Annotated in this window: 15 protein-coding genes; 8 read left to right on the top strand and 7 right to left on the bottom strand. The window is 38.7% G+C overall.

Annotated features, from left to right (window positions below; genetic code table 11):
• Positions 1 to 20: 20 nt before the first annotated feature.
• Genes JM79_RS08355 through JM79_RS08345 form a run of 3 tightly spaced genes read right to left on the bottom strand, consistent with a single transcriptional unit; the run spans position 21 to position 3503 of the window.
• Positions 21 to 1361 (bottom strand): (Fe-S)-binding protein, encoded by a 1341-nt coding sequence (locus tag JM79_RS08355; protein WP_141877710.1) that lies wholly within the window; start codon positions 1359 to 1361, stop codon positions 21 to 23.
• Positions 1362 to 1368: 7 nt separating this feature from the next.
• Positions 1369 to 2322, bottom strand: a complete 954-nt coding sequence (locus JM79_RS08350) for an MlaD family protein (RefSeq protein WP_185739471.1) — start codon at positions 2320 to 2322, stop codon at positions 1369 to 1371.
• Positions 2323 to 2378: 56 nt separating this feature from the next.
• Entirely contained in the window at positions 2379 to 3503 is a 1125-nt protein-coding gene (locus JM79_RS08345) for an N-acetylmuramoyl-L-alanine amidase (RefSeq protein ID WP_141877708.1), read from the bottom strand.
• Positions 3504 to 3689: 186 nt separating this feature from the next.
• Here JM79_RS08345 and JM79_RS08340 point away from each other — a divergent pair, with 186 nt between their 5' ends.
• Positions 3690 to 6338, top strand: a complete 2649-nt coding sequence (locus JM79_RS08340; protein ID WP_260443404.1) for a putative LPS assembly protein LptD — start codon at positions 3690 to 3692, stop codon at positions 6336 to 6338.
• An 11-nt stretch (positions 6339 to 6349) separates the two neighbouring features.
• Complete coding sequence (locus tag JM79_RS08335; protein WP_141877706.1) at positions 6350 to 6733, top strand: RidA family protein; 384 nt, start codon at positions 6350 to 6352, stop codon at positions 6731 to 6733.
• On the opposite strand, the gene JM79_RS08330 is transcribed toward JM79_RS08335, so the two are convergent.
• From JM79_RS08330 to JM79_RS08320, 3 genes are all read right to left on the bottom strand, one after another.
• The gene (locus JM79_RS08330; RefSeq protein WP_141877705.1) at positions 6734 to 7099 is read right to left on the bottom strand and encodes a methylglyoxal synthase; all 366 of its coding nucleotides are present in this window, start codon (positions 7097 to 7099) and stop codon (positions 6734 to 6736) included.
• Positions 7099 to 8085 (bottom strand): 6-phosphofructokinase, encoded by a 987-nt coding sequence (pfkA, locus tag JM79_RS08325; RefSeq protein ID WP_141877704.1) that lies wholly within the window; start codon positions 8083 to 8085, stop codon positions 7099 to 7101. The genes JM79_RS08330 and pfkA overlap by 1 nt, the downstream gene beginning before the upstream one ends.
• 94 nt (positions 8086 to 8179) lie before the next feature.
• Positions 8180 to 12592 carry a translocation/assembly module TamB domain-containing protein gene (locus tag JM79_RS08320; protein ID WP_260443403.1) on the bottom strand — a complete coding sequence of 1471 codons (4413 nt, stop codon included), beginning with the start codon at positions 12590 to 12592 and terminating at the stop codon, positions 8180 to 8182.
• A gap of 91 nt (positions 12593 to 12683) precedes the next feature.
• Here JM79_RS08320 and tsaD point away from each other — a divergent pair, with 91 nt between their 5' ends.
• The 6 genes from tsaD to JM79_RS08290 are packed head-to-tail and all read left to right on the top strand — an operon-like array spanning position 12684 to position 17881.
• Positions 12684 to 13706, top strand: a complete 1023-nt coding sequence (gene tsaD, locus JM79_RS08315) for a tRNA (adenosine(37)-N6)-threonylcarbamoyltransferase complex transferase subunit TsaD (protein ID WP_141877703.1) — start codon at positions 12684 to 12686, stop codon at positions 13704 to 13706.
• 1 nt (position 13707) lies between these two features.
• Positions 13708 to 14421: a 16S rRNA (uracil(1498)-N(3))-methyltransferase gene (locus JM79_RS08310; RefSeq protein ID WP_141877702.1), complete on the top strand. Its 714-nt coding sequence runs from the start codon at positions 13708 to 13710 to the stop codon at positions 14419 to 14421.
• Positions 14418 to 15065: a DUF4159 domain-containing protein gene (locus tag JM79_RS08305; RefSeq protein WP_141877701.1), complete on the top strand. Its 648-nt coding sequence runs from the start codon at positions 14418 to 14420 to the stop codon at positions 15063 to 15065. Before JM79_RS08310 ends, JM79_RS08305 begins: the two co-directional genes overlap by 4 nt.
• Positions 15066 to 15067: 2 nt before the next feature.
• Positions 15068 to 15571: a TrmH family RNA methyltransferase gene (locus tag JM79_RS08300; protein WP_185739470.1), complete on the top strand. Its 504-nt coding sequence runs from the start codon at positions 15068 to 15070 to the stop codon at positions 15569 to 15571.
• 23 nt (positions 15572 to 15594) lie between these two features.
• Complete coding sequence (locus JM79_RS08295) at positions 15595 to 16683, top strand: AI-2E family transporter (RefSeq protein ID WP_141877699.1); 1089 nt, start codon at positions 15595 to 15597, stop codon at positions 16681 to 16683.
• Positions 16684 to 16687: 4 nt separating this feature from the next.
• Positions 16688 to 17881 carry a class I SAM-dependent methyltransferase gene (locus JM79_RS08290; RefSeq protein ID WP_141877698.1) on the top strand — a complete coding sequence of 398 codons (1194 nt, stop codon included), beginning with the start codon at positions 16688 to 16690 and terminating at the stop codon, positions 17879 to 17881.
• Here the strand turns inward: JM79_RS08290 and JM79_RS08285 are convergent.
• Positions 17873 to 19126 carry an AMP-binding protein gene (locus JM79_RS08285; protein WP_141877697.1) on the bottom strand — a complete coding sequence of 418 codons (1254 nt, stop codon included), beginning with the start codon at positions 19124 to 19126 and terminating at the stop codon, positions 17873 to 17875. The two genes, JM79_RS08290 and JM79_RS08285, sit on opposite strands and share 9 nt — an antisense overlap.

Raw genomic sequence — 19126 nt, 5'->3', positions numbered from 1 at the left:
CTTTATAAAATTCTAATGTATTAATTTTCTTTGGCCCAGTTCAAACGGTCCATCTGGTTGTAAGGCCAAGGTGCACCATTGTTTTCAATATTTGTCATCGCTATGGATAGCTCATTAGGAGCGGCACTTTGCTCCATCACCAGGTATCTTCTCATATCCAGAATAATAGATAGCGGATCGATCCCCACTGGACAAGCCTCTACACATGCATTACAAGTAGTACACGCCCATAGTTCTTCTCTAAGAATATAGTCATCAAGTAATTGCTTGCCGTCATCTTCATACTTTCCGTTCTTGGTAACATTCTCACCTACTTCCTCGAGCCTGTCACGAGTATCCATCATGATCTTTCTTGGAGAAAGCTTTTTCCCGGTTTGATTCGCAGGACATTCAGAAGTACATCTACCACATTCTGTACAGGTATAGGAATTCAGTAATTGAACCTGGTTCAGGTCAAAGACATCTGAAGCTCCAAATTTTTCTGGCTCTCCTTCATCCTCGCCTTCCGCAGGAGCTGCGAAAGGATCGGCATTTGGATCCATCATTAATGCTACTTCCTTCTGAACTGCCTCCAGATTATCCATTTTCCCCTGAAGACTCAGTTTTGAAAAATACACGTTTGGAAACGCTAGTAGAATATGTAAATGTTTTGAGTAATATAAATAATTCAGAAAGAAAAGAATTCCAAGAATATGTAACCACCAGGCAGCTCTTTCAATAATAATAAGAGTCGCATTGCTCATTCCGTCGAAAATAGGAAGCAAAAACTGACTTATTGGAAAGCTTCCCATAATACCTGCTTCTGAAGCATAATGATCTGCTCCATTCATTTGCAGTTGATAATCTGTAGCATTCATGATAAGAAATAATGCCATTAGCACCATTTCGAAATACAGGATATAATTTGCATCATTCTTTGGCCAGCCTTTCAATTCACGACCTAGGAAACGGTAAATATTAAGTGCATTTCTACGTATCCAAAAGATCACTACTCCAACAAATACCAGGAAAGCTAAGATTTCGAAACTCGCGATAAGAACATCATACGTACCACCTAGAAAAGAAAAGATTCTGTGTGTACCTAATATTCCATCGATAACGATTTCGAGAACTTCTATATTAATAATAATAAAACCAACGTAAACGATAATATGCAAAAACCCGGAAACTGGTCTTTTTACCATTTTACTCTGCCCTAAGGCTATCCTGGCCATCTTGGTAAATCTTTCTCCACCATTATCTGTTCGATCGATTTCCCGACCTAATTTGATATTACGAATAAGTCTTTTAATATTTCTGGCGAAAAAGCCAACGCCCACTAAAAGAGCGATCACAAATAGTATTTGCGAAACAATTTGCATGATAGATTTATTTTAAGGAATCTTTCGGTTCTTCATATTCTCCACCTTTCTTACCGAAAACTGAGAAATGAACGTAGCGCTTTGGATTAAGTTTGATATCCTGTAGGAGTTGTTCTAGCTGTTTGGTTGCCTGATCCAGGTTATTATACACAGCATCGTCATTGATCAATTTCCCTGCGGTTCCTTCCTTGCTGTTAAGTTTATTCGAGATCCCTTCAAAATCTGCAATTACCTTCTCAAGATCTGAGGTGATCTTGCCTATGTTCATGGTGGATAGCGTGTCTGAGAACTTATTAAAGTTCGTAGACATCTCATCAAGATTCGTAAACGTTCGATCGATCTTTGAACTATTGCCCTTTACAATACCTTGAAGTTCGTCTGCGGTTACTCTGAATGAAGATACGGTAGCATCAAGATTTCTAAAAGTACCGCGAATATTGTTCCTGGTAGAGTCATCTAGAATTTCTGTGATGGCCGTCAACATAGAATCTGCACTTGTGATCGTGTTCTCCAGTTTATTCTGTAGTGGAGTCAATTTATCATTCACAAGCTCCATGATCCCTTCTTCTTTATCACCCTCAAGTGTATCTCCGGTCTGAGCCCATTCAGATTTCTGATCATAATTTGGTACAATAGCTAAAGACTTTCCACCTATGATACTTCCACCATAAATATTCACCTTACTATTTTTCGAAAACTTGAAATCATTTTTTACGGTAAAACTCACAACAAGTCTACCTGAATTATCTTTGAATTCTATGCTGCTTACCTGACCAACTTTAAGACCGTTGATAGTAACTTCAGAAGATGGTGAGAGTCCTTCTACATCATCATATTCAGCATAAAAAATTCGATTCTGGGCGAGGAGATTTTCTCCCTTGAGAAAACTATAACCAAACAATAAAATAACTATCGCTACGATAGCTAGAACGGCAGTTTTTACCTCTCTGGAATATTTCAAAAGCAATTTTTTAAGTGAATACGCACAAATTTAGAAATAAAAATAGAAAAGCTCTTCTATTTTAGCTTTGATTTTAACGCATCGTTAAGCGTTATTTTTTGCTCATTCTTAAAGGCGACTATATAACTATCTGTGTATCCACTTTTTACCGCCTCATTGTGCATTCGCTGGATCTTGAGATAATCTGAAGTTGCTCCATAATAATACTTATAAAGCTTACCTTCTTTCTCCCTGCTTACATCCTTAATACCTTTAAAATTGTAAGGCTTAGTATCAAGCTTTTTTGAGCCGGCCGCCAGCTGCACTCTGAACAGTACATCTTTAAAAACCTGGGACTCCGGCAAAACTCCCTTATCTACAGTTTCATTGGATTGATTTGCAGCTACTTGCTCCAGGGTATTTAAATTTATGGTTTTACTGTAATTTAGAATAGCATTGGTAATTGCCCGGGCCATATCATCCTTCCCTCTAGAACTATTAAGATAAGGTCCCTCCTGGTTATTGGTAAGGAAACCAGTCTCCACCAGTACGCTCGGCATGTAAGTTTGATGTAGCACAATTAATCCCATTTGCTTAACTCCTCTGTTCTTTCTCTTTAATGTATTGGTAAATTGCTTCTGAACAAGATCTGCAAGCAGAATACTTTGATCTAGATATTCTTCCTGCATTATCGTAAGACCAATAGTAGATTCAGGTGAATTAGGATCATACCCGGCATATGTAACTTCATAGTTATCCTCGAGATAGATCACCGAGTTTTCTTTTTTCGCCACTTCAAAATTGGTCTCATTCCTGTTAAGTCCAAGCACGAAAGTCTCGGTTCCTGAAGCCTGGGAATTATGAGAATTACAATGTACAGACACAAAAAGGTCTGCATTCGCTTCATTGGCAATCCTACCTCGCTCAAAAAGCTCTACAAACACATCAGACTTTCTGGTATACACTACCTTTATATTCTTATATTTTTCAAGCTCCGCACCAATCTTCAGGATGATGCTTAGCGCAATATCCTTTTCCTTATAACCATTACCCATGTTTCCGGGATCTTTTCCACCATGACCAGCATCCAGAACTACTACAAATTCATCCAGATTTGGAGGGATTTCAGCAGAAAAAGTTGCCGTTGATGTAATAAAGAAAAGGCTTGTGAATACGAAAAGATTAAGTAAGTTCGTTCTCATAGAAAGCTAACGCTTGTGTGGGGTGAATATTTTATTGCTATTTTTCCTGCAGTCTCAAAACTCAGCTAAAAAAATATATGTAATTTTGGATTTGCAAAAAGCACGCCAATCCGTACAAAAATAGCACTTAAAGCATTGCAAACAAATATCCCCAATACACTTTTTTGCTTAGTTTTCACGCTATTTATGACCTCGCTTTTGCATGCGCAGGAGATTGGAAATAATTCGATCCCTGTTGAAAGTCAGAAGGATAGTGTTGCTCCCGCAATTACTTCTGAAGAGATCGCCCAGAACCTGCAGGTTACCGATACCGTTAAGCAGGATTCAGTCAAAAAACCTCAGTTTATTACCGATGTTGTGGATTATAGCGCCAAGGATTATATGCGCTTGAGTCCAAAAGAGAATAAGATCTATCTGTATAACGAAGCAAAAATCGTTTATGGTGATATGACCATAGAGGCCGGACTCATCGTTATCGATAATAATAAGAATGAGTTTTTCGCCTATGGAATTGAGGATTCCCTGGGAGAATATATTCAGAAACCTATTTTCACCCAGGCCAATAGAAAAGTAGAGCCAGATTCCCTTCGTTTCAATTTTGATACTGAAAGAGCTTTAGTCTATAATTCCCGAACCCAGGAAGCCGACTTCAACGTAAAAGGTATGGTGACCAAACGGGAAAATGATTCGGTTTACTTCATGAAGAATGTTCGGTTTACTACTTCTCAGGATGTAGATAACCCGGAGTATTTCTTCTATGCGAGGAAGATCAAGTTCGTACCTGAGAAAAAGATCGTGACCGGACTCGTTAATATGTACATTGCAGATGTTCCCACTCCCCTAGGACTTCCATTTGGGTATTTCCCGTTAACAGATGAGGAAACTTCAGGTTTTATTATTCCGTCATTTGGAGATTCCCAGTATGGTTATAACCTTCAGAATGGTGGTTATTATTTTGCTATCAGTGACTATGTTGATCTATTGGCTTTAGGTAGTTACTACACGAACGGCTCTTACACTCTGGAATTTTCATCCAATTACGCTAACAGGTATAAATATCGTGGAAATGCGAGAGTAAGGTTTGAAAAGTTATTCACTAGCGAAAGAGGCTTCCCCGACTTTGCCGAAAGATCCAGCTATAACATTCAGTGGTCTCATAGTCAGGATCCAAAAGCCAGTCCTAATTCCAGGTTTTCAGCTTCTGTAAACTTAGGGAGCAGCGAGTATTATGCCGAATCTATCAATCAGGCCAACACTGGAAATTATCTGAATAACGAACTAAACTCTTCAGTTTCTTACAGTAAGACTTTTCCCGGAGAACCCCAAGTGAATTTGAGTCTTGCAGCGCGACACTCCCAGAACACCAGAACAAATTCGGTAAATCTTAGTTTACCAACTTTACAATTGAGTATGTCCCGTATCTATCCTCTGGCTCCTGCTTCGGGTAGTAAAAAAGGTTTTATTGAAAATATAAACCTTCAGTATAATTTACGGGCAGAGAACCAGATAAATACTGCCGATTCACTTTTTCTTACTCCGGCGATGTTTGATGATGCAAGACTGGGCGCACAGCATAGCATTCCGCTAAACACGAATTTTAAACTTTTCAAATATCTAAGTGTTTCCACAGGTACCAGCTATGAAGAAACCTGGGTTTCCAGAACTTTTGAAAGATCTTACGATCCTGTGCTGGATGATGTCGTAATTGATACGATTAAAGGTTTTGACTCTTATCGTACCTACAATTTCAACACAAGCCTTGGAACTACGCTATATGGTAGGAAAACCTTCGGAAAGGACAAAAAAATACAGGCGATTCGCCATGTCATGAGACCCTCAGTGAGTTATAATATCAATCCAGGTTTTGATCGTTTCTATGATCAGTTTATCCAGGAATCTGAAGATGAAAATGGTGAAATCATCGAAGATATTGTTGATTATTCAAGGTTTGACGGAACTTTATATGGTGCACCGGGAAGAAATTTTTCCAGTTCTTTAGGCTTCAGCTTAAGTAATACCATTGAAGCCAAGGTTAGATCGAAAGATAGCACTGCTATAGAACCGGAAAAAATTACACTTCTGAATAACTTCAGTATAGGAACAAGTTATAATCTTGCTGGAGATTCCCTGCGCCTGTCCCCTATTTCACTTCGAGGTTCCATTCCGGTGATCAAAAATAAGCTGGATATTAACTTTGGAGGGAATTTGGATATATATGCCCTGGATAATAATAATCGCAGGATCGACAAGCTGAATATTGAGAACGGCGGAAGTTTATTTCGACTTACTGCGGGAACTGTAAACTTTGGCTATTCATTTTCCAACAAGGATTTTGAAGGTGTTGAAGAGGAAGAAACCGATGATATGGATAATGAAACCTATAGAAATGGTGGTCGACCTGATGATCTCTTCGGAACAGGAATGGGCGAAGATGGCCGTCTTTTCGATGAAGATCCTTTCGAAGGTGATGAGGAGGAGAATGAAAATGGATGGTACAATTATAATATCCCGTGGGATGTACGTGTTGCTTATGCTATGAATTATACGAACTCGGCCAGACAAAATACCGTATCTGCGCATTCATTGATGTTTAATGGAAATATAGAGATCGCACCAAAATGGAAAATTGGAGCCAGCACCGGTTACGACCTTGTGAATAGCGGGGTTACTCCTACTCAATTACGTTTTCAACGTGATCTTGATAGCTGGTTGATGAGTTTTAGTTGGGTTCCTTTTGGCCCTAGAAAGTCATGGAACTTCCTGATCAGGATTAAGGCTAGCGTATTAAGTGATATTAAATATGAAAAGCGACGGGATCGCGATAGAACCTTATAAAATATTCAGTTATGAAAAAAATCATTAAGACCAACAATGCCCCGGCACCCATAGGACCTTACAATCAGGCAATTTTTGCTGGAGACACCTTATATATTAGCGGACAGATCGCGATAGATCCGGCAACTGGCGATCTAAAAACTGAAGATCTTGAAGCTGAAACAACACTAGTACTGGAAAATTTGAAGGCTATTTTGACTGAAGCCGGATTGACCCTTGATCATGTAGTCAAAACTTCAATTTTTATTAGTGACATGAATAACTTCGGAAAGATCAACGAAGTCTATGCTAAATATTTCGCTTCAGAAAATGCTCCGGCAAGAGAAACTGTGGAAGTTGCTAATCTTCCAAAGTTTGTAAATGTTGAAATTAGTGCGATCGCAGTTAAATTCTAACTATAGTCCTCTAATTAAAAGCCTGGCAGTTGCAGGATTTGTCGCTAAGGGAACATTGTGAACATCACATAATCGCATCAGCATAAAAATATCTGGTTCGTGTGGATGCTTATCCAATGGATCTCTGAAGAAGATGACCATATCAACCTGCTTTTCAGCAATTCTTGCAGCGATTTGAGCATCACCACCTAAAGGACCAGAAAGTAACTTTTCTACCTTATAACCAGCAGCTTCGGTTTTAGCTCCAGTAGTTCCGGTAGCAATGATCTTAATTTCCTTAGAATTCAGAACTTCATTAAACTGATTCAGAAACTGAACCATTTCAGGTTTCTTCCCGTCATGGGCAATGATCGCAATTGTCTTCATTAAGTTGAGAGTATTTCAGAAATACGTAATAGATCCTTATTAATATTATGCTTCCCTTTTAATGCCTGGTCAAGGCTACAGCTTTCAATTTCATTATTCATCATACCCACCATGAGGTCTCGCTTTCCATCTAATAGAAGTTCGACAGCTTTGACACTTAGTCTGCTCGCCAGAACCCTGTCAAAACAAGATGGTCTTCCTCCTCTTTGAATATGTCCTAAAACAGTTACCCTGGCATCATAAAAAGGCAGATTCTCTTTTACATATTCTGCGAGTTCGAAAACATTCTTTCCTATTTTATCACCTTCAGAAACCACTACGATACTAGAAGTTTTTCCAGCTCTTCGACTTCGTTCCAGAGAATCCAGTAGTCGATCCAAACCAAGATCTTCTTCAGGAATTAAAATCTCTTCAGCCCCTGCGCCAATTCCAGTATTCAGTGCAATAAAACCTGCATCCCGACCCATTACTTCTACAAAAAATAGTCGATTATGGGAACTTGCAGTATCACGGATCTTATCAATAGCTTCGATAACTGTATTCAATGCCGTATCGTAACCAATGGTGTAATGAGTTCCAAAAATGTCATTATCGATAGTTCCTGGTACACCAATTACCGGAAAGTTATGCTCCTTACTAAAAACCTGACCTCCGGTAAATGTTCCATCGCCTCCAATAAGAATCATAGCGTCTACTCCTTCTTTTTTGAGATTGGCAGCAGCTTTAGCCCGTCCTTCTTTTGTCATAAATTCCTTGGATCTTGCCGACTGTAATATCGTTCCACCCTGGTTGATGGTATTTCTTACGCTTCGTGCAGTTAATGGAATACTATCTCCCGCGATCATTCCCTGGAAACCACGATAGTATCCAACACAGTCAACATGATAATATGCGCAGGTTCTAACAACCGCTCTAATTGCAGCGTTCATGCCAGGAGAATCACCACCGGAAGTCATCACCCCAATTTTTTTCAATTTCTTACTCATTGATAATTTTCTTAATAGATTAAAACTACAAACTAAAATTTAGGAAGCCAATCAAATGAACTCCCAGATTTAAATTATTTCTGAAGTTTTAGCTTTATTCATTTTCTTCTTCAGACTTGAAATTCATGAAATCTGGTGCAGGTGACGGTGTTGCAGGATCCTTTTCTTCTTCTGAATCGTCAAAACCTTCAATAGTAGTGCTTGCGATCTTCCTGATCAACTCTTTAAAGGTATCAAAGTCCACGTTATAAGATAGCCCTACTCCCTGTGTAAACCCTATCTCCTCACCAATAAACTGAATGTTATTTTCACGGTTAAATACCGAAGCTCTTAAAGTACCATCTGCATTCAGGAGAAAATCAATTTCCAGATCTCCGATAATCACAGATTCGGTCACCCCTCCAATTGGAACACCCACCTGACCATTTATCAAAACACGATCTGAGATCTGGGTGGACAGTGTCAAACCAAACCTATCTACAGTTTGCTGATCTGGCGTCCGGTCCCCCTGCACATAATTCACACCTACCTGGAATTTACCGTCATCATCAGCAAAAATATCGTTTACGATACTAGAAGCTCTTTCAGCAAGCGTCCCGTAAATCGCGGCGCCACGTAATCCAAACTCACTGTAAAACGTTCCCTGGGTAACCAGAAATAATGCCTGTAACTCGGTAGTAGCCCTATCATCTATTCGATATTGTAATTCAGATTTAACGGTGGAACTAGCACTTGGAAAATCTATAGCAAAGCCAATCTCAGGCTGTGCAATTTCCCCCTGTAGATTAATAACTACATCTACAGGAATCTTTCTATTAACAGAAGGGTTTTCCAGCAATACTGCAGGATTCGCATTCAATGAATACACTGCACTTACATCCAGTTGAGCGTCCATTGGATCTCCATCCCAGTTAATACTTCCTCCAGATTCTACCGTGAACACCTTTTGAACCAGTCCGGCATATTTAAAGTTATAGACTCCTTCATAAACAATAAAATCACCCCACATATTGAATTTCCCGTTGGTATTGATTTCCAGAAGTAAGTTCCCGGAACCTCTACCACGCAATGTGCTTCCGCTGGTCTGGTCTACTACAACTTCAACTTCAGCATCATTGGTAATATCAAGATCAAAAACCAGTTCGAGACCTTTAACTTCGGGAATTTCAATTTCTTCTCCGGCCAGACGCGCTGCTTTTTCTTCCGGACTTAAAAATCTTATAAAGGAATTATCTCCTACAGATTCAGTATCGCTTAGCGGAATTTTAAAAACCGTCCCTCTTTCGGTTGCCGCATTTACTTCGATCACCAGTTCATCTGTAGGTCCCATAATTGAAGCTTCTCCATCAATAAAGGCGGTTCCATAATAAAGTGCGTCCTCATCGGCTTCAGTATCTAACACAAGGATTCGGTCTGAAACCAGCGTTAAATCCAGAAACCATTCAGAAAAATTACGATGCGAGATCAAACCATCCAATGTTCCCTTCGTATTGAATTTGGTATCTACAATATCAATATTATCAAAAACAAATTGCTGTTGGGTAAGATCAATCTCTGCATTTTCCTGGAAATCGAGATCTACATTTAAATAAGGGATTCGTAATCCAGCTTCAGCTAAAGATAAAGATCCGGAGAAATCAGGATTTTTGTAATTTCCTGTAACGAAAGCCCTACCTGTGGCAAACCCTCTAATATCTGTAAGAACATCTGCTCCCAAAGGAGTAAATACGCCCATATTCAGCCGATTCATATTCACTTCCAGATCAATCCTTGGTTCGCTACCATTTACATTGATATCGCCAATGGCAGATAATGATTCGATGCCTTCCTTCTCAAGTTGAGCGTAAACCGAGTAAGTGCTAAGATCCTGGTTACCAGTTACGTCAAGAACCAGATCACCCATTACAAGATCGTTTACCTGGAACTGGTCGATCCTTAAGTTTGAAACGGGGAAATAAGCACCATCCTCCTGTAGTAGTTCGAGATCGCCATTGAGAATCCCGGCTAGATCGAGACTATCTATTTCTGGAGTGATCTTTCCAATATCCACCTCACTAAACTTCATCTTAAAGTTTTTATAGGTGCTGTCCCGCATATTTCCGCTGAGTCGTATTTGTTCATTCTTATGACTCATAACAAGCGAATCAATCTGTAGATCACGAAAACTATTATCAAAAACTATTTTGTTACTACGATCACTATTTTCATTCAGGTACCAAACCTTGTCTTTGAATTTAAAATCTGATTTCTGTATTCCAACCACAGATTTACTATTTTCATTTATGGTATGAAATAGATTCAGATTAAATTCATCAGAATTATTCTTTCCGCCTTTAAATTCTGAACGTATGAATAACGTGTCACGCTGAGTAACATTGATAAAACTAAATTCTGAGAATTTATAAAGATCGGTAGAAACGCTATCGGCTTCAAAGAAAGTATTGTAGATAGGATTCGTGTTATCAACCTGAAGGTTAATGTCTTCCACCATATTTTCAAAGAAATCGATTCTTGGAGATCTGAAGGTTAATTTAAATTCAGATTCATCAGACTCCACACGACCTCGAATAAATGTATTAGGAGCCAGTTCAATTTCAGGATAAAAAACTTCGACGATCTGGTTATAGATATCAAAATCGAACTCCATATACTGGTTCGTCGTGATAGTTTTTGGTTTGTAGTTCGTGTAAATACTACCAATTGAATTTTCTATAAGTGCACCAACTTCGTTCACTTTAAAAACTCCGCTTACCTCTCCATTAATTACATCTGGGGAATTAATCGTGATAGTTCTTACTGGGCCATCGAATGTGGAAGCTATATTAAGATCATCAAAATAATAAAGATCGTTCTGGTTTTTATATGAAGTATTTAGAAGCAGGATATCTCCAAATGCGTTATCAACATTAGTTCCCTGCATATTCATGATCACATCACCCTTGAAGACTGAAACCGTATCTCTATTCACAAAATTAAGCGCATGCAGGTCGGCATATCCTACGGAAGCTTCAAAATCATATACATTGGTTTCTTCTGAAACATCTGCCAGACCATTAAATTCCATTTCCAGATTAGGATCATTTGACTTGAAATATCCATTAAAAAGAGGATTCCGAAGATTCCCCATGATCTGAATGTTGGAATAAGCATAATTATTGAATTCCAATTTAGTAATGGTTCCTTTTAGCTGCGTATTCAGGTTTTCCTGGTCCAGACCTTTCCCGTCAAAGTCAATATCAAAACTCGCTTTTCCTAATTGAGTATTCCCGATCAAACGACCAAGATTAAAGTTCTTGAAGATCAATTTACCCTTATAACTTGAAGCAGCGGAATTATTGAAATTATTAAGTTCAAAGTCTGCATCTGCAGATCCCAATTGTGTGGCTATCACAACATCTGCATCCAGAAAGCCATTTGTCACCACTGTATTTCCTTTAATATTCACATTACCAAAATCCCTAAGAGTTACAGGCAATTGGCCCTGAAGTGCTCCCGGCAGGAAGTTGATCATATCATAATAGTTCGTGTTAAAATCTGAAAAACTACCATCTAATTTAAAGGAATTTGGTTCATCTGAAAAAGAACCTACAACCTGAAAATCCCCATAGATTTCTGTTCTATCAAGACCTTGAAGTCGGAATCCGTCTAACCGAAAATCATTTAAGGTTCCAGTAAGTTCTGTTTGAAATTTTACAAGTTGATTCTCTCCAAACCCGTCATAAAACGTAATTAGATCATTGGAGTTCAGGATGCTTTCCCGAAACTTCGCTTCTACCTGTACAAGATTCTCAAAATCTGAAAAATCTGAGAGGTCGTATTCGAAAGAAAGATCGGCATTTACCATAGATCCCGGAGTTTGCAGGATCATGTTTTGCAGGCTCATCCTGTTTGGATCATAGTGAAATAGCGTTGAAAGCTGATCTACCTGAATCCCGCGATGCTCGTAGCCGCGCAGCATTCCAATATCTATGTCTATATTGGAATTAAAGATCCTTAGTTCGTTTGCGTAAATATTGAGATCATCAACGACCAAAACATCAGAGCGGTCAAGATTTTCATCGATGAAACTATAGCGACTGTTCGTAATCTGTACATCTTCTGCAGTAAGGTTAAAATCCTTAGGATCTCCTGTTGGTTCCTTCTGAAGTTTTTGAATAAGTATGCCCAGATTATCCCTATCTTCACCTTTATACCTGCGCATATGCATGTTCAGGCCATCAATTCTTGTATCTCCCAGTACTGGAGCATTGCTCAAAAGCTTAGAGTAGCTTAAAATAGAAGAACTGATCTCTTTCGCGGTAAATAGTGTATCCTCATGATGATCTTCCACATAGATATCATTCAGAAGAATATCCCCAAAATAACTAATCGAAACACGACCAATATCTATATTGACATCACTATTTTCCTGAAGAGAATTGGTGAGTTTTCGTGCTACTGAAGTCTGAACAGCAGGAATAGAAAACACGATCAATAAAATAATGAATAACAAAACAAGTGCAACCACTGTTTTCGTTAGTATTTTCCAGAATTTTTTGATACGTTTTTATGTTTTAACTTTGCGACTAATTTACAATATCTATTCCCAAATAAATCTGATGGCTGATCATTTAATAAACATTCTCGCTATAGAATCTTCCTGTGATGATACGGCGGCTGCCGTACTCTCCAACGGTAAAATTCTTTCCAATATTGTTGCAACTCAGGAAGTACACAAACAATATGGTGGAGTTGTTCCAGAACTTGCATCACGAGCGCATCAACAGAATATAGTTCCAGTGATCCACCAGGCTTTGGAAAAGGCAAATATCGACAAAAAAGATCTCTCTGCAATCGCATTTACAAGAGGTCCGGGACTTATGGGTTCTTTGCTCGTTGGCACCTCTTTTGCCAAGTCACTCGCAATGGGTCTGGAAGTGCCTTTGATCGAGGTCAACCATATGCAGGCACATATCCTGGCGCATTTTATTGAAGAGGAAGAATTTGACAAGCCTGAGTTTCCATTTCTGGCTATGACCATAAGCGGCGGACATACCCAAATCGTGAAGGTTTCAGATTATTTTGATATGGAAGTTATTGGCGAAACACTGGACGATGCAGTTGGTGAAGCTTTCGATAAAAGTGCAAAAATTTTGGGGCTACCCTATCCTGGCGGTCCTTTAATAGATAAATATGCCAGAGAAGGTGACCCAAAAGCTTTTCAATTTACCAAGCCCAAAGTTGATGACCTGAACTTTAGTTTTAGTGGTTTTAAGACAGCTGTGTTATATTTTATTCAGAAGAAAACAAAAGAAGATCCTGAATTTGTCGAAAAGAATTTAAAAGATATTTGCGCCTCTATTCAATATACGATCATAGGAATTTTGATGGATAAATTGAAAAAGGCTGTAAAAAAGACCGGTATCAACCAGGTGGCCATTGGTGGCGGAGTTTCAGCAAATAGTGGAATACGGCAGGCTTTAGTTGATGCTGAAAAAAAATGGGGCTGGAAATGTTTTATTCCGAAGTTTGAGTACACGACAGATAATGCTGCAATGATTGGGATCGCAGGTTATCACAAATACCTACAAAAAGATTTTGCTGATTTTTCGGTAACCGCGCAATCGAGATATAAAATATAATATGCAGCTATTCTACAATCCAAATATTTCAGAAAACGATAAACAGGTAATTTTTCCGAAGGATGAAAGCAGGCATATTGTAAAGGTTTTGAGGAAAACCGAAGGTGACGAGTTAAGCATCACTAATGGAAATGGGATGCTATTCAAAGCTCAGATCATCCAGGCTGATGTCAAACAATGCATTGCAAGCATCAATTCTTTTGAAAGTCAGCCAGCACCACCCTATTATTTACATATGATGGTGGCACCTACGAAGATGAACGACCGCTATGAGTGGTTTCTGGAAAAAGCGATGGAGATTGGTGTGCACGAAATTACGCCGGTTATTTGTGATCATAGTGAACGCAAAACCGTAAAGCTGGAACGTTATCAACGAGTGCTGTTAAGTGCCATGAAACAATCCCTGCATATGCATTTCCCGAAATTGAACGAGCCTGTTGGTTTTTCTGAATTGATGCAGACAGAAATGCCAGGTATGAGATTAATTGCTCACTGCGAGGATGATGAAAAGAAACCCTATCTTCAAAACAAACTGAAGGCCAACAGCACCATCAATATTTTGATTGGCCCCGAAGGTGATTTTAGTCCCAACGAGATAAAAACCGCGATGGATGAAAACTGGCAGCAAATAAGTCTTGGAGAAAGCAGGTTACGTACTGAGACTGCAGCGATTGCCGCATGTCACACAGTCGCACTTATCAATCAAAATTCATGAAAAAGTTCGTTTTTGGAATCATTCTTTTAGTGCTTGTATCGTTCGAGGTAAATGCGCAGGAAATTGCGGTACTAAAATATAACGGTGGTGGAGATTGGTACGCAAATCCAACCGCTCTGCCAAATCTTATCAAATTCTGTAATACGAACTTAAAAACTTCGTTGAATGAGAAACCGGAAACTGTAGAGCTAGGAAGCACTGATATTTATCAATATCCGTTTATACATATGACCGGACATGGAAATGTGGTATTTAGCGAAGCTGAAAAAGAAAATCTCAGGCAATACTTATTGAGTGGCGGATTTCTGCATATCGATGACAATTATGGAATGGATGAGTTTATCCGGCCTTTATTAAAGGAATTATTTCCTGAACAAATTCTTCAGGAAATCCCTGCGGATCACGAAATCTTCAGGAATCAGTATAAATTCCCTAACGGACTTCCAAAAATCCATGAACATGATGCGCAAAGACCTCAGGCTCTGGGAATCTTTGAAAACGGGAGATTGCTAATTTTATACACCGTAGAAAGTGATCTCGGTGATGGTTGGGAAAGTAAGGAAGTTCACAATGACCCGGAAGAAATCCGGCTTAAAGCATTGCAAATGGGAGCAAACATCATCAAATACGCATTCGAAAAATAGTTATGCAACTTACTCACGACACCACGAACTTCGAGAACAAACAATTTCCAGTGATTTTACTTCTAGACAATATAACCAGTGAAGCGAACATAGGCAGTATCTTTCGTCTTGCCGATGCCTTTGGAGTTCAAAAACTTATCTTTCATGGAACCGTTCCAAATCTAAACAGTAACCGATTAAAAAGAACAGCCAGGAACACCCATAACACGGTAGATTTTGAAGTTTTCGAAGATGCAACCCAAGCAATTGGTGATCTTAAAAACAGCGGTTACAAAATGACCGCGATGGAGATCACTTCAGAAAGTAAGCCTATCTCAAACTTTCAACTTGAGGCCGAAAAAATACTTTTAGTAGCCGGAAACGAGAGACACGGCGTTTCCGAAGAAATTTTAAAAAACTGTGATACTGCTTACCATATCGAGATGTTTGGAAAGAACAGTAGCATGAATGTCGCCCAATCACTGGGAATTGCTTTGTATGAAATTACAAAAGTGCTGTGCAGTTAAGTTAGAAATAATATATTTACGCTGTGAAAGCAAAAGAATTCGCGAACGGTATATTACGAGCAGTGGGTATCATGATTGGTATCGTTCTGGCACTCTATTTTCTATGGGAAATACAATCGGTGATCGTTTATATCGCCGTAGCTGGAATTATAGCTCTTGTTGGTAGACCTGTCGTCATCTTTCTTCGGAATAAGCTGAAACTCCCCAATCAAATAGCGGTAATTACGGTGCTACTGCTGGTCTTATCCATTTTTGTAGGTATTATTTTCGTTTTCGTTCCTATTATTATTGAACAGAGCAAATATCTGGGCCAGATCGATATCGAAGCTTTTAAAAGTGACCTGAATGACTTAAACGATCAGGTTAATAATTATCTAGGCGTCAATGAACTGAATTTAATTGAAGGTCTGAAACGAAGTGAATTTGTACGAAATTTTGATGTTGGTCTAATACCGCAATTCTTAAATAATGTCTTCGGAATACTGGGTACAACCATGATCGCTGTATTTTCGATTATTTTTATTTCCTTTTTCTTCCTGAAGGATTCCAAGTTAATGCTGAATAGCATACTGGTGTTCGCCAATCATGGAGAAGAAAAGAAATTTCAAAGAGTTTTTAATAAGATCAAAGTTTTATTAAGCCGGTATTTTGTGGGATTAACTATGCAAATTGCAGTATTGTTCTTCCTCTACTCCATTTTACTTAGTGTCTTTGAGATCAATAATCCAATTGCCATCGCTTTTATTTGCGCGTTCCTGAATCTTGTTCCATACCTTGGACCACTGTTAGCAGGAATTTTAATGGCTTTGTTCGTAATCTCCAGTTTTCTTGGAGCAGATTTCAGTAGCATTATTCTTCCAAGATTGATTTATGTGATGATGGGTTATGCAATTTGTCAGCTAATAGACAATTTTATTTCACAGCCCATGATATTTGGTGCAAGTGTGAAATCCCATCCACTTGAAATTTTCCTCATCATCCTAATTGCCGGACTTATGTTTGGTATTGCAGGAATGGTAGTCGCAGTTCCTTTTTATACAGCACTTAAGGTGATCGCTAAAGAATCTTTAAGTGAATACAAGATCGTGAAACGATTAACCAGAGATCTGTAATAAGATGCTTCAAGAGGCGCTTTTAGAGAAAGAAGTCCAAAGTTTTATAAAGAAAAATCAAAAAAAGGATCTGCCTGCTCTGATCTTAAAAGGTAGCCCTTTCGATCATATCAAAATTCAGGAGATCGCAACGCAGATAAAAGGCATGCGTGTTGCAGAAAAGAAATTCCCACTGTTTTTTAATAATCCGCGAATACTTTACCCTCCTAAACTTAATCTGGAACAAACATCCTCGCAGATCACCGCTGAATATAAATCAGAATTGGTAGAAGGTTCTTCTGGGGCCGATCTTACCGGAGGTTTAGGTATAGACACCTATTTTCTTGCTAAGAAATTTGACAGTTTTCAGTATTACGAAATGAATAAAGAGCTTTCAGATATTGCTGCGCATAATTTCAAAGAATTGGAAGCTACTGATATTAGTGTACATCATGGAGACAGCCTTGATTTACTAAGGCAAACCGACCAGAAATTCGACTGGATCTATGCAGATCCTGCTAGACGTGATGAACATGGAGGAAAAGTTTACCATTTATCAGAATGTACACCAAATATTCCTGAAGAACTCGATTTCTTACTTGGAAAGTCTGATCATATTCTTCTGAAAACCTCGCCAATTCTTGATATTACAGCCGGACTGCGTGAACTGAATTTTGTCAAAGAGATTCATATCATAGCGGTTAATAATGAAGTAAAAGAGCTGCTATGGCTAATTGAAAAAAACAGGAGGGCTGATCTTAAACTGACTACCATCAATTTCCAGGGTAAAAAAGTGCAAAAGTTTAGTTTTGATAGAGAGATAAAAACCTTGAATACGGTTCTTTCCAAACCTTTAAATTATCTCTACGAACCGAATGCCTCGATCATGAAAAGCGGATTATTCACAGAAGTCAGCACCACTTTTGGAGTTCCAAAACTGCATGATCATTCTCATATCTATACTTCAGAAACACTGGTTAAAGAATTCCCTGGCAGGATATTCCAAGTCATTGGAGTTAAGAGTTTTAAAGACAAGAATCTAAAGAAGGTATTGAAGAATAAAAAAGCTAATGTGACTACCAGGAATTTCCCGGATTCAGTAGAAAATATTCGGAAGAAATATAGAATTCAGGATGGAGGAAGTGATTATATTTTCTTCACTACAAACCTGGAAGATGAGAAAATTGTCGTCTTCTGTAAAAAAGCAAACTTAGCGTAGATCATAAAAGATTTTTGGCTTCCTACTATTAACCGGAAATTTGAGTTGTTGAAGAGTTTTAGAATCTTTGAAGCTAATCTCTGGTAATACATTTAAGAATGCTTTTAAATGCTCCTTCAGGCTTTCAATTTCCCTGAAACTATCCGGAATCAATATTTTAAGTCGGTCACCAGCATTTTCATCCAACGAAACTTCAATAATGAAATTTTGGAGTCCGTTAAACCTGTTTAATATTTCTATTATATGCTGTGGATAAAGGCTGGTGCCTTTTAATTTTATTTTCTGTTGCTTTCTACCAATAACAGGTCCCAACCTTCTTCCATTCCTGCCACATTCACAAGGAGTATCTGTATACGTTAGCATATCACCTGTTGCAAACCGAATAAGCGGCATACTTTGTACGTTTAGTGGAGTAACTACCAGCTCTCCTATTTCACCATCAGCAACATGATTGCCGTCCTGATCAAGGACTTCAGTATAAATAAGGTCTTCCTGGACATGATTGCCCTGATGCTGGTTGCATTCTGTAAAGGCCGTAGCCATCTCTGTTGAAGCATAGGTAGAAAACAAATCTATATCCCATAAGGAAGAAATTCTCTGTCCAAGGTTATTTAGCTCAAAATTGGAAGTTCTTAAGGGTTCGCCGATACATATTGCAGACTTAATTGATGAGTTACGATAATCAATCTGGTTTTCTTCAGCATATTGAATGAGTTTCAGAAGAAAAGAAGGGACAGCAATTATACATTTTGGTTTGAATCTGAAGATACTTTCCCATTGTAAACCCGGCAAACCACCTCCAGTTCTAATCGCTCCAGCGCCTAATTTTCTAAGACCGAGGAAATAAGCCATTCCCGCCATGAATCTTCGATCCAGCGTTGTGGTGATCAAAACTTTATCCTGTTTCGTAATCCCGGCAAGTGTAAAAGAACGTGACTCGTTCTCAGCCAGCCTGTCGAGATCATGCTCGTTCAAATAAAAAGAAACCGGCTCACCAAGAGTTCCACTTGTGGTAACATGATCTATAATATCTTCCTTCGGTATAGCGATAAAATCCTCGTTATATTGCTGCAGCTGTTCTTTGGTAGTTATAGGTACTTTTGAAAACTCCTTATAACTGGTGATGCTATCTAGCTGGATATAATTCTGCTGAAAAACATCCTGATAGAACTTGGATGTTTTGGAAGTATAGCTCAGCTGTTGCTGAATTTCCTGCCACTGCTCTTTTTGATCTGACTGCTGCAC

Origin of the sequence: Gramella sp. Hel_I_59 (assembly GCF_006714895.1) — a bacterium.
Lineage (GTDB): Bacteria > Bacteroidota > Bacteroidia > Flavobacteriales > Flavobacteriaceae > Christiangramia.
The sequence above is the reverse complement of the archived record's forward strand: the minus strand, read 5'-3'. Positions and strand labels throughout refer to the sequence as shown.